Annotated in this window: 9 protein-coding genes and 2 pseudogenes; 7 read left to right on the forward strand and 4 right to left on the reverse strand. The window is 59.1% G+C overall.

Annotated elements, in window-relative coordinates:
- Positions 1-7 precede the first annotated feature (7 nt).
- From CDI09_RS12225 to CDI09_RS12235, 3 genes are read left to right on the forward strand one after another with little or no spacing between them, the layout of a single operon-like run.
- Positions 8-1,468, forward strand: coding sequence for an NAD-dependent succinate-semialdehyde dehydrogenase (locus CDI09_RS12225; protein WP_078524750.1), 1,461 nt, complete (start codon positions 8-10; stop codon positions 1,466-1,468).
- Positions 1,469-1,515: 47 nt separating this feature from the next.
- Complete coding sequence (locus CDI09_RS12230; protein ID WP_078527750.1) at positions 1,516-2,385, forward strand: GNAT family N-acetyltransferase; 870 nt, start codon at positions 1,516-1,518, stop codon at positions 2,383-2,385.
- Between the two features lie 10 nt (positions 2,386-2,395).
- Positions 2,396-3,322, forward strand: coding sequence for a 2-hydroxyacid dehydrogenase (locus tag CDI09_RS12235; RefSeq protein WP_078524748.1), 927 nt, complete (start codon positions 2,396-2,398; stop codon positions 3,320-3,322).
- 351 nt (positions 3,323-3,673) lie between these two features.
- Here CDI09_RS12235 and CDI09_RS12240 read toward each other — a convergent pair whose 3' ends face one another.
- The 4 genes from CDI09_RS12240 to CDI09_RS12255 form a co-directional block, all read right to left on the reverse strand.
- Entirely contained in the window at positions 3,674-4,945 is a 1,272-nt protein-coding gene (locus tag CDI09_RS12240; RefSeq protein ID WP_078524746.1) for an NAD(P)/FAD-dependent oxidoreductase, read from the reverse strand.
- A gap of 21 nt (positions 4,946-4,966) precedes the next feature.
- Positions 4,967-6,304, reverse strand: coding sequence for an MFS transporter (locus tag CDI09_RS12245; RefSeq protein ID WP_078524745.1), 1,338 nt, complete (start codon positions 6,302-6,304; stop codon positions 4,967-4,969).
- A gap of 215 nt (positions 6,305-6,519) precedes the next feature.
- Entirely contained in the window at positions 6,520-7,239 is a 720-nt protein-coding gene (locus CDI09_RS12250; RefSeq protein WP_078524743.1) for an HAD-IA family hydrolase, read from the reverse strand.
- Positions 7,240-7,264: 25 nt separating this feature from the next.
- Positions 7,265-9,634: a TonB-dependent receptor gene (locus CDI09_RS12255; protein WP_236944629.1), complete on the reverse strand. Its 2,370-nt coding sequence runs from the start codon at positions 9,632-9,634 to the stop codon at positions 7,265-7,267.
- Positions 9,635-10,313: 679 nt separating this feature from the next.
- On the opposite strand from CDI09_RS12255, the gene CDI09_RS12260 reads away from it, so the two are divergent.
- From CDI09_RS12260 to CDI09_RS18850, 4 genes and pseudogenes are all read left to right on the forward strand, one after another.
- Positions 10,314-11,321 (forward strand): zinc-dependent alcohol dehydrogenase family protein, encoded by a 1,008-nt coding sequence (locus CDI09_RS12260; RefSeq protein ID WP_078524739.1) that lies wholly within the window; start codon positions 10,314-10,316, stop codon positions 11,319-11,321.
- A gap of 130 nt (positions 11,322-11,451) precedes the next feature.
- Positions 11,452-11,725: pseudogene (locus tag CDI09_RS12265) on the forward strand (transposase); the annotation flags it as partial.
- Complete coding sequence (locus CDI09_RS12270; RefSeq protein WP_249034023.1) at positions 11,683-12,486, forward strand: hypothetical protein; 804 nt, start codon at positions 11,683-11,685, stop codon at positions 12,484-12,486. The pseudogene CDI09_RS12265 and the gene CDI09_RS12270, both read left to right, overlap by 43 nt.
- Before the next feature lies 1 nt (position 12,487).
- Positions 12,488-12,640: pseudogene (locus CDI09_RS18850) on the forward strand (NAD-dependent epimerase/dehydratase family protein); the annotation flags it as partial.
- Between the last annotated feature and the right edge of the window lie 101 nt (positions 12,641-12,741).

Consider the following 12,741-nt stretch of genomic DNA (forward strand, 5'->3'; position numbering starts at 1 on the left):
GTATGTCATGATTAACATGCAGCTTTCTGATCCGTCGCTGTTCCGGCAGCAGGCCTATATTGCAGGCCAGTGGCAGGATGCGACCGATGGCGCCCGTATCGCGGTGGACAATCCTGCAACGGGCGAAGTCATGGGCCATGTGCCCGCCTGTTCACGGGCGCAGACGCTTGAGGCCATTGCCGCGGCTGAAGTGGCGCAGGCCGAATGGAAAAAGCGCCTGCCAGCCGAGCGGGCAGACATCCTGATGGCATGGCATGACCTGGTCATGGAAAATGTTGATGACCTGGCCCGCATCATGACCATCGAGCAGGGCAAGGTACTGTCCGAGGCGAAGGGCGAGGTCAGGTATGCCGCGTCCTTCTTCAAATGGTTTGCGGAGGAGGCACGCCGCATTGATGGCGCCATCCTGGCGCCCCCCACGCCCGGCCGCCATGTGCTGGTCATGAAGGAGCCGGTGGGTGTTACGGCAGCAATCACGCCGTGGAACTTTCCTCTGGCCATGATTACGCGCAAATGCGCTCCCGCCCTCGCCGCCGGGTGCTCCATGGTGGTCAAGCCATCGGAACTGACGCCATTCTCGGCTCTGGCGGTTGCCGTGCTTGGTGAGCGCGCGGGCGTGCCTGCAGGGCTGGTCAGTGTCGTGACCGGCATGCCCGATCAGGTTGGCATCGAGCTGAGCACCAATGTCACGGTGCGCAAGCTGTCCTTTACCGGTTCGACCCGTGTCGGCTCCATCCTGATGGAACAGTCCGCTGCGACCATCAAGCGCCTCAGCCTTGAACTCGGAGGCAATGCGCCGTTCATCGTGTTTGATGATGCCGATGTGGAGCAGGCGGTTGAAGGCGTGATGACCAGCAAGTTCCGCAATGCCGGGCAGACCTGCATCTGCGCCAACCGCGTGTTCGTGCATAACGCCATTCATGACCGGTTTGTCGAACGCCTCATGCAGGCGGTGGCCGAACTGAAGGTGGGTAATGGCCTGGCAAACGGCATGACCATGGGGCCGCTGATTAACGCGGCAGCCGTTGCCAAGGTGAAGGAGCATGTTGCGGATGCGCTGGCCAGGGGCGCGCGTTATGTCAGCAGCCCGATCGAGGTTGATGGCTGTTTCGTAAGCCCCGTCGTGCTGACGGATGTCACGACCGAAATGCGCGTCGCCTCCGAGGAAACCTTCGGGCCGGTGCTGCCCATCTTCCGTTTTGATGTGGAGGCGGATGCGGTAGCCATGGCCAACGCCACGCCGTTCGGTCTGGCCAGTTATTTCTTTACCCGTGATCTCGACCGCGCCTGGCGCGTGGGCGAGGCGCTTGAATTTGGCATGGTTGGCCTCAATACGGGCGCCATCTCCATGGAATCCGCGCCGTTTGGTGGCATGAAGCAGTCAGGCCTCGGCCGTGAGGGCGGTCATCCCGGCATTGATGAATTCCTCGAAATCAAAAGCTTTCATATGGGCGGGCCAAAAGCCTGAAGCCCGCAACCCCGGAAAACCAAGAACCATGATAATGGGATATGACCATGACTGATGCAGCCCTGCTGACCCGGATCAGCATCCGCTCCATGCGCGAGGCCGATCTGGAAGCCGGTTACAGCCTGTCAAAGGCATTGTCCTGGCCGCATCGTCTGGAAGACTGGCAATTCATGTTTTCCGTGGGGGAAGGCAGGGTGGCCGAGACCGATACGGGCGAGGTCATCGGCACGATCATGTGGTGGCGGTATGGGAAAACCCATGCCTCCCTGGGCATGGTGATCGTTGATGATGCATGGCGCGGCCACGGGATCGGTCGACGGCTGATGACCGAGGCCCGCAATGCCCTGCCGGGTGCGATCATTCACCTCAACGCCACGCCCACGGGGGTGCCGTTATACGAGAAAATGGGCTTCCGCCCCTGTGGCATTGTCGAGCAGCGGCAGAGCAACGCCGCCGCACAGCCGCTGATCGCCCTGCCACAGGGGGTGCGCCTGCGACCTGCGGGGCATAATGATCTTGATGCCCTCGTGGCGTGTGACACGCAGGCGTGCGGCATGGACCGGCGCGACCTGATCGCCGCCCTGCTGACGGCAGGCAAGGGCATGATTGTCGATGAAGGCGGAGAGGTGGCCGGTTACGCGTTCTGTCGCAAATTTGGCTGGGGCATGGTTGTTGGCCCTGTTGTCGCCACATCGCTTGAATACGCGGCGGCCATGATCGCTTATTGGATCGGCAGCCATGCCGGGCAGTTCATGCGCCTCGATATTCCCCAGGACTGCGCCCTGTCACGCTGGCTCGATGAAATCGGCCTGCTGCGGGTCGATGCGGTCGCTGCCATGGTGACCGATAGCCATGACAGTCATGATGTGGAGAACCCTATGCATCGCTTTGCCCTGTGCAGCCAGGCTTTTGGTTAAGGAACGCGTCATGTCCATGCTTCTCAAATCCACGGCTGAACGGGCGGATGTGTGGGGCAGGCTGTTTGCCCGGTACCTGCCCGATGTGCCCTTCCGGGTCTGGCCTGATATTGGCGACCCGGCGGAGGTGGAATACCTTGCCACCTGGGTGCCGCCTGAAAACCTGCTGGAACAGTTCCCCAACCTGAAAATCCTGTTTTCGGTTGGCGCGGGCATCGATCAGTTCGACCTGAGCCGGATCCCGCCCCATATCCAGGTCGTGCGCACCATTGAAACCGGCCTGACCGATGGCATGGTGGCCTATGTGCAGTTTGCCGTGCGGGCCATCCAGCGTGACATGCTGCGCTATATCCACCAGCAGCGCCAGCATGTGTGGCAGGCGCGCCCCGTGCGCAGTGCATCGCAGTTCCGGGTGGGCGTGATGGGGCTTGGGCAACTGGGCGTGCCCGTGGCGCAGTCCCTGCGGGGCATGGGGTATGTGACGCAGGGCTGGGCACGTTCCCGCCATGACATTGATGGCGTAAAATGCTTTGCTGGTGAAGCGGAACGAATGGAATTCCTGGCCACCACCGATATTCTGGTATGCCTGTTGCCCCTGACTGTAGAGACGACGGGCATACTGAACCGTGACCTGTTTGCGCAACTGCCGCGTGGCGCTGCCCTGGTCCAGTGCGGGCGCGGGCGGCAGATGGTGATGGATGACCTGATGGCAGCCCTTGAGGAAGGGCAGCTTGCCGCCGCCATACTCGATGTAACGGACCCCGAGCCCCTGCCTGCCGATCATCCGCTATGGGACCGGCCGGATGTGCTGATTACGCCGCATATTGCCAGTTCTACGCCTGCGGAAAGTGGCGGCATGACGATTATCAACAACATTCGCCGTTATCTCAATAACGAAGCGCCGGTTGGCCTGGTTGACCGCGCGATGGGATACTGAACCCACACTGGCATGGCTGACGTTGCGGCATTAAACGGTCGTAACGTCCATATACGCTACGGTTCATAAAAAGCTTTGAGGGTGAAGCCTGTTTTAGAAAGTTTGGCGGCTGTTTGAAAAGGCAGGCCCAATCATATTCTGAAATGACAACAGTTCTTGTGAAGCTTTTTTTGAAAACTTCGGAAGACATCACCTTTTTTAGAAGTAAGGTGGGCCTGGAAAGCTTTCCTACTTTTTTATCAGTGATCTGTTGTCAGACAACATTTTAACGGAACACCGCCCTTTTTGAAAAAAAGGCGGTGCCCGGAAACGTCTGTCATGTATTCATTCGCCTGAGGCAGGCCAGGCCGATTACATCAGCTTGTCCTTGATGCGGTAATACATGCCAATGGCGGGCAGGAAGTGTTCAGCCAGCCCATACATGGGAATGCGCGGCCAGGGCATGTTTTCCAGCGGGTTCGCATGCGGGTTGCCCGCAATCACATCGGCCATGCACTGCCCCATATGCACTGACATCTGCGTGCCATGGCCGCTATAACCCATGGTGTAGAAAACACCGTTCCATTCGCCAGCGCGCGGCAGGCGGTCTATGGTCATGTCCACATCGCCGCCCCAGCAGTAATCGATGCGGATATCGGGCACCTGCGGGAAAACGGCCTGCAGCGCGGAACGCAGCATCTCGCCGCTCGAGATATCCGTGCTTTCGCGGGATTTGGAAAAACGGGCCCGTCCGCCAAAAATCAGGCGGTTATCAGCGGCAATGCGGAAATAATGGTGAATGTTCTGCGTCGTGACTACATTGCGGTGGCCGGGCATGATCGATCTGACCGTGGCGTCATCAAGCGGCTCGGTTGCTACGATAAAGCTGCCGACCGGCATGATGCGCTTGCGGAAATAGGAGGGCGCATGCCGGCTGGTGCCAGTGGCCAGCAGCACCGCCCCGGCGTCGATCACGCCATGGGGGGTGGTAACGCGGGTGATCCGGCCCTCACGGCGCAGGGCGGTCATGGGCGTGTTTTCAAAGATATGGCCGCCAGCCCTGAGCACACTGTTGGCCAGGCCGATGCCGAATTTGCCCATATGCATCTGCCCGCTATGCGGATACAGCACGCCGCCGGAGAATTTGGATGAGCCGATTTCAGTGCCCAGCGCATCGGCTTCCAGCAGGCGGGAATCCGGGTCAACATCAAGGGCGATGCGCGCCTGGTCCGCGCGCAGGCTGGCCATGTGGCTTTCGCGGCTGGCCAGCTTGAGTTTGCCGCAGCGGCGGAAATGGCAGTCAATTTCATTTTCAGTGACAATACGCTCGACTGTATCCACCGCGCGGTTCAGCACCTTGTACAGCCGTGCTGCCGTAGCGACGCCAAGCTTGTCGCACGCCATGCCGTAATTGCCAGCCAGACCGTTATTGACGTGGCCACCATTGCGGCCCGACGCCTTGCCGATAACCCGGCCTTCATCAATGACCACAACGCTGGCGCCCGATTTGGCCAGTTTCAGCGCGGCGGAGAGGCCGCTAAACCCGGCGCCGATCACCACCACATCCGCCTTTGCAGGCAGGGCGGCAATCGGGGTGCCGGTAAAGGCCGGTGCGGTATCCAGCCAGTAAGATGTCAGCTTCATTGGAAATGACTCCGTATCCGATCAGGATGTAAGCGATTGACTGGCTTCAGACAGGTTGAGGGTAGCGGTTTCGGGCGCCCATCGCCATGAAATGGCGGCCCCCAGTGTCAGAAGCATTGCGGCCACCAGCATCATGGCGTGCACCCCGAACTGTATTGTGCCCATGGGCAGCAGCACGGTGCCCACCGCAGCCCCGAGCCTGCTGGCCGATGAGGCGAAGCCTACGGCGGTGCCACGAATTTCGGTGGGAAAGAGTTCATTGGGGTAAACAAACTGTAGGCCACTCCCCGCAGCTTCAACCGCAGAGTATATTATGAATGCAACGATTATAAACCAGTTGGCCGGGTGGGGATAGAGACCCACAAAAAATAAGGCGATGGCCCCCCACGCAAATGAACCGATCAGCAGTTTGCGTCGGCCCATTACATTTATTAGCCCCAGAGAGACAGGAACGGAGCCCAGTAACGTGAAGCTCGTTACAATGCATGAGGCCAGAAGGGAGTTCCCCATCCTGAGCTGCTCGAGTATCGGGGCCTGCAGGGTATGGATGGCAAAGGAGGGCGCGCTTTGCAGGATCCAGAAAGCACATACAAAAGCCAGGGCGCCACGGTAACGGGTCTGGAATAGATGTCTGAGCGACAGTCTGGGCGTGTCGCCCGGCTTGGGTTCATCAAGCAGGACATGCGCGCCCAGATGTTCGCGCACAACCGCCCGGGCCTCTTCCGCGCGGCCGGCCTGCATGAGCCAGCGCGGGGATTCCGGCATGCCGATGCGAAAGAGCATGAGCAGCGCCGAGGGCACGAGGCTCGACCCCAGGATGATGCGCCAGTTATCGGGGAAGTAGAGTGAAAGCAGGTAGCCCGCAATAAAACTGACGATATATCCCACCCACCAGAACGTAATCAGCCCCGACAGCACGGGGCCACGCCAGACACGGGGCATGAACTCGGTCACGTAAGCGGTGGCAATGGGGTAATCCGCGCCGATGGCCATGCCGATCAGCAGCCGCCAGAACAGCAGCGCATACAGGCTGCCTGCAAAATACTGCGCGCACGAGCATATCGCAAACATGAGCAGGTTGAGCGTATAGAGCCGCTTGCGGCCCAGGCGATCTGAAATGATGCCGCCACCCAGGCCGCCGAGCAGCACGCCGAACAGTGAGGACGCCCCCAGCAGCCCCGTCATGTTGCCTGACAGGTGGAAGTCCTTGACCATGACGGGCAGGGCAATGCCGATGATGCCCAGGATGTACCCATCGCAAAACGGACCGCCACCGGCGACAAGGGCCAGTCGCAGGTGGAAGCCCGAGGGTTTGAGATCATCGATGAGGCAGGGAGAAGTCTGTGGTTGTTCTTGCATTGCGCGGCCGGTCCCATCCTTCATGATCGCTGGTGGATATGTGCGGGTAAGCGGGATATGCCGCCGGTGGCGCAGGGGCCCCGTGCCGGGGCTGCGGGCCGGTGATAAACAGGTGCAGCCCCGTTTTGGCCCTGTCCACAACGGACATCTCGGTTTCGATGATGGTGCTGTTACAAACACGCACGCGACCCGTTATGGATCGCGTGCGGGCTGGCTCAGTCGTAAATCATGAACAGTTCGTTGCGGTCCGCCATGTCAGCCAGTTCTTTCATGGTGGAGAAGTGGTAATCCGGCGTGGTCAGCTCGGCTACGGCAATCGTGCCGCCAAACCCGCCCACGGCCTTGCGGCGCTCGATCCAGCACACGGTGTAGCCAAGGTCACGCCCCACCGAGATGTCATGATACTGGCTTTGCGCCACATGCAGGATCTCGTTCTTAACGATGCCATCACGGCTCAGGCGCCCGCGGGCGAAGGCGAAGAACTCGGGGTCCGGCTTTTCGCACAGCGCGTCATCCACCGTGACCGAATCATGGAAAGGCATGCCCAGGGTCTTTTCCATGCCCTTGAAGGCCCAGCGCTGCGTGTTGGTCATGGCCACGAGCTTGAAGTGCTTGGCCAGGCGGGCCAGGGCATCGACTGAATCAGGGAAGGCGGGCCAGTCATGGGCAGCCTGGGCAAAGGCCTTTACCTGCTCCGCGCCTTCAGGCAGGCCAAAGCGCGGGGCCAGGGTTTCATAGATGGGCATCAGGTCATCGGGAAAATTAAGGGTTTCGCCGCGTGCGCGCATTTCGCGGTAAGCGCTCAGGAAGGCTTCGCGCTCCACTTTCGCACCGGCTTCACCACACCGGGTGTGGATGAAGTTCATCATGCCGGTTTCAAAATCGATCAATGTGCCCACGACATCGAACGTCAGGGCTTTGGGTAAACGCTTCATGATATTCCTCAGCCTGTTGTAGTGATCAGAAACCCGTGGTGAAGGACAGGACGCCAGCAAAGCCGCCGCCAACGTAATACTGCGGCGCGGAGGCAGCGACCTGATGCCCGTTGACCACCATGGCCTGCCCGTTGGTCTTGATGCTGCTGGTGCCGGACAGATAGCCGTTATTGCCAATGTTGATCAGGTTCAGCTGGATCTGCGGGTGCTTGGCATACCAGAACGACTTGAACCGGTAGCCCATGTTCATGTTGAACGTTTCGTAGCCGGGGATCGACTCATCGTTCATGAAGGTCGAATACTGTTTGCCGATATAGTTCATGTTGAACCCGGCAAAGACGGAGCCATTGTCGTAATTCAGGCCCACGGCCACCGTAACTTCGGGTGTATTGACCGCGTTCTTGCCTGCCGTGGGCATGTAGACCGTCGTGCCATCGGTGGCGGCGGCCTTCAGGTTATTGTCGATGGTGGCATGTTCATACTGCGCGGAGAGGTATGGGCTGAAGTGATGCCACGGGCGCAGGCCGATTTCGATCTGGGCGCCGCGCGCGGTCTGGCCACCTGCATCTATGGATTCCGAGATGGCCTGCGTGCCGGAATAGGTTGTCGTGCTGAGCTGGCGGTGGGTGAAGTTGTAGTTGAACAGGGCAAGCGACAGGTTGACGAAGCCGGTATGGCGGTAGCCGATTTCTTCCCCGATGGCGAACTCAGGCTGCAGGCCCCTGGCGTGGCGGGTGGAAAGCTGGCCGCTGGAAATGCTGTAGCGGTCCGCGTAGGTCATGATCGAGGCGGGCATGCGGAAGGAAGACGTGCCGTTGATGTAGATCTGGTCATGAGGCGTGATCTTGTAGCTGGCCATGAACTGCGGCAGGGGTTCGGCCACGCTCTGCCCGGTGCCATATGTCACATCGGGGATGGCGTTGGTTTCGCTGCGCGTCACCATGACTTCCTTGAAGCCCGCCGTCAGGGTCAGCCGGTCATGCAGCGCGCGGTAAGTGTCGTTGATGAACAGCGCGTTGGTCTGCTGGATGAGGTGGATGTTGTAGGTGGAGAGCACCTGCCCGTTCTGGGTCAGGATGGCGTTGCTGCCCCACTGGCCCGATGGCGTGCCATCGCCATTGGCGGCCTGGTAGCTCTGCGGTTCCGACTGGTCGAAGTAGGAATACCATGCACCGCCCGTCAGGGTGTTGTGGCCCTTGGTCCATGACAGTGCGGCGTTGATGCCGGAATAGGCGAGGGTATAGGTATCGATCGACCCGGCAAGGATGGAGGAGCCGGTCTGCGCGCCCGTGTTCTGCAGGGTGCCAGCGGGCTGGCTGCCATAATAGGAGCCGTTGCGGCTCAGGGTCGAAGCGCCGTTGTCGTAACCCCAGGAATAGGTGAAGTAGGGGGTGACATCCAGCGTCAGGCCCTTGGCCAGCTTGACATTGACCGGTGCGCCCATGGTGATTTTCTTCATGCGGTTTTCTTCAAAACCGTAGTAATTCGCAGGTGAGCTGCCGCCTGGCGTGTCGTTGTAATTGAAATTGACGCCGTACTGGTTCCACTGCGCCTTGGTGGGCGCGCGCAGGTAGTACTGCTGTGCGTCGTTGTAGGCGAAAACAAGGGAGGCACGGTTGCCGTCACCCCATTCTTTCAGGAACTTCATATCGACATGATAACGCTTTGTCGCGCCAACGCCGCGCCATTCATCGGCCGTGCGGTCGGAAAAGGACACGAAGCCACGGATGCCGGTATGGCCGATCTCGCCGGTATCGAAACGCACGAACTCACGCCGCAGGCTGAAAGAGCCATAGCTGAGATTGACATGACCGCCCATTTTGCGTGACGGGTCACGCATTTTCACGGACATTTCGCCGCCGACGGCGTTGTATAGCGGGGACTTCGTATCCGGTGAGCCCTGGGTCAGGGTAACGGATTCAATGTTTTCGTTATCGGATGAAGCAGATGTATAGGGCAGAAGGTAAACCGGGGCTGCTGCCGGTATGCCTTCGAACAGATAGCCGATTTCCTGCTGGTTCAGGCCGCGAATGGTCAGTCCCTGCTGGTCATCATTGGTGCCCAGCGGGTCATTGCCACCATAAACGACGCCCGGCAGGCTGGCGATCATGGCAACCGCGTTGGAGGTCGGGCTCTGTTTTGCAATGAAATCGCGCGTCAGCCCGCTACGGGACTTTGCAATGGTCTGTGGTGGCATGAGGCCGCCGCCCGGCGTGGTGTTCGTCACCCCGTTTGATGTTGGCGTGCCATGGGTAACATGAATGAATTCCGTCTTGGCCTGCGGTGGCGCGGCGGCGGCAGCAGCCGGGGCGGGCTTGGCTGTTGTCGTGGTTGTCTTGGCGTGTTGTGACGCGGCGGTTCTGGTGTTTTCTGCCGCATCGGCGCCCGCGCTCATGAAAGGCAGCATGAAAGAGGCAACGGAAAGAAACAGGAACCTGGATCGTGACCATGCCGGATAACGGAACAGGTCATGTGTACGGACGGTCGTGTGGATACCAACCAATGAGCACAATTTATTATCAGTCATTGCGATCCCCTGAGCGCGTCGTTCGAAACGGAGTGAAGTCGAACCGATGACGGTTTCTTGCTTTCGATACTGCAACATTCTGCCCACAGAACGGGAAGGGCATACTATCAATTTACATTCCGCAACCAGAACATAATCGCGTTGTTTCGCCTCAAATGAGAGGAAAATGCCGATTCATTATGAAAGTATAATAATTGGGAAATTTTTAGACCAATCTGCTGTCTGAAGCGGAGTGAAGGCCGAAAACAAAAGCTAAGGTATTATAAAACAAAAATAAATATGGCACGGATGCGTGTTCCCGTTATCGGGGCGGGAAAGGATATTCCGGATTTCATATGCATGAATGAGCATGTGGGTGGGGAATATTACGTTACCTGTATGTAACGATATGACACTACCCCCTTACGCGCCGCGTTCGGATTACAGGTTTTATCGGCCCCTTACTTCGGGCAGGCATTCTGGGGCTGCGTGTTGCAACGGGCTCATATTGGAATTCGTAGTCTGTATCTGGTATTTTGCGTTTCACTGTAGTGAGGAGATATCCGCGATGCCCAGAACGGTTATTGTGCAGCCGCCCGGCGGTTTCGATCATGTTGTCATGTCCGACCAGCCCATCCGCGCGCCGGGACAGGGTGAAATCAGGGTCCGGCTGCATGCATCCTCGCTGAACTATCATGATTATGCGGTTGTCAGCGGCATGTGGGCACCCGCGGCGCGGCGCATTCCCATGGCCGATGGCGCGGGTGAAGTGTTGGAAGTGGGGGCAGGGGTGAGCGAATTCGCACCCGGTGACCGGGTTGTCAGCACATTCTTCCCCACCTGGCTGGGGGGCGCGCCAGAGGTGATCGGGTTTGCCACGGTGCCGGGCGATGGAGTGGATGGCTATGCGCGGGAGGAAGTGACCGCGCCAGCCACCTCCTTTACTCATGCGCCACGCGGCTGGTCATATGCCGAGGCGGCGACGCTGACCACGGCAGGGCTGACGGCATGGCGCGCGCTGTTTGTTGATGATGCTGTAAAGCCCGGTGATACGGTGCTGGTACAGGGCACGGGCGGCGTGTCGATCTTTGCGCTGCAATTTGCCAAGATGGCGGGGGCGACGGTTATCGCCACTTCATCAAGTGCCGCGAAGCTGGAACGCCTGCGCGCCCTTGGCGCGGACCATGTGATCAATTATCGTGAAAACCCGCAATGGGGTGCCACCGCATGGGAACTGACCGGCGGCAGGGGCGTGGATCATATTATCGAGGTTGGTGGCCCAGCCACGCTGGCGCAGTCGATGGCGGCCATCCGGGTGGCGGGCCATATTTCCGTCATCGGCATTCTTACTGGCGTGGCGGGGCAACTGGAAGTGGTGCCCATGCTGCTCAAGCAGTTCCGGCTGCAGGGCGTTCTGGTGGGCAGTCGGTCAGACCAGAAGGCTATGGTGCGGGCCTTTGAGGGCAGCGGCATCCGTCCGGTCCTTGATCGCAGCTTTGCACTTGAAGATATCGTGGCGGCCTTCCGCTATCAGGAAAGCAACCAGCATTTCGGCAAGATCTGTCTAGAATTCTAAGGCGTGTCGTCAGTTAAACATGATAATAATTGATGCGAATGGGATGGCGGCAAGGAATGTGGATTTGAGCCTGTCGTAGCGAGTTGCGACAACTCTAAAGTGTCTGACCGAAAATGAGTGGAGTGATTTCATGGGTTTGCGAGAACCTGGTGAGATCAAGAGGGCCTGGACTGAACTCACCCGCGCGCAGTATCAAAGGGACGACCTGGAGTATGGAGTATGCAAGCGACCTTCGCGATGCGGAGTGGGCGCTGATTGCACCGCTGATGCCCGAGAAGAAACGACTGGGCAGACCATGATGTACGGATTGGCGCCGGGTCGTGGAGGCGATCCTCTATATCGTCACGACCGGCTGCTGCCAGTGGCAACATTTGCCATTCGCAGCACGTCAGACCGCTACGGGAGCGAAACAGGGGGCGGGGCTGGCATATTCGGGCCGCCCACCGGCCCGGTCTCGGCCACGCAGTCATACGGGCTGCTCAGCTACCTCAATTCCGCGCCCGCTATCGAAGACCTGACCCAGACGGGCGTGAACGTGCGCGTGATGCTGTCATCACCCCGGGCCGATTTTTTCAGCAGGCTTTCATCGCATGCGAAGATCGAGGATGTCGTGGCGGACTGGCACAAGAAGGTGCGCCTGCAATATGATGTCACCAAAGGCATCATCATGCTCAATACCTATGCCTTTAGCGCCAATGATTCCTATGCGCTGGCCGATGGCGTGCTGCAATTGAGCGAACGCATGGCCAATACCATTTCGCAGCGCGTCAGTGGCGCTCCGGCGGATCAGACCACGCCTCCGGCGGGCGGGTGGGCTTCTGTCATTGACACCAACACCCTCTTGCTTGACCAGATGAAAGAAGCCCAGATCCATTATGACGAAGCCCGCAATACATTGCGTGAGCTGCGCCAGAATGCCGCCAAGCAGAATGCGTACGTGCTGATCTATGTCCGGCCGGTCAAGGCGGGCGAGGCAACCTTTCCCCATTTATCTGTTTTCCCCGCTGACCGTGACGGGCTGCGCGTTCATCGCATGGGCCATTTCGCTTCTGCTTTTCTACGCGCTCCGCGATTCCCGTTAAGGGAGCGCGAGAGCCTCGTCTTGTTCCATCAGGACCAAACAGGGGTGGCTTATGTCAGGCCACCGCAATTTTCTGGAGTATAGAATGCGTATTCTTGTTACCGGCACGGCCGGATTCATCGGTTTCCATGTTGCCCAGCGCCTGCTGCGCGAGGGCCATGAGGTTACCGGCATTGATGGCATGACCGCCTATTACGATGTAACGCTCAAGCAGAAGCGCCATGCGATGCTGCGGGAATTGGGACTATCCTGAATTTTGTGCGGTGTGGTGATAAATTGCTCGAAGAGGAGCCCCCGCATGAGCATTGATAAAGACCTCCTGGACCGCCTGATGGAAGG

Source organism: Komagataeibacter nataicola (genome assembly GCF_003207795.1).
In the GTDB taxonomy this organism is placed as follows: domain Bacteria; phylum Pseudomonadota; class Alphaproteobacteria; order Acetobacterales; family Acetobacteraceae; genus Komagataeibacter; species Komagataeibacter nataicola.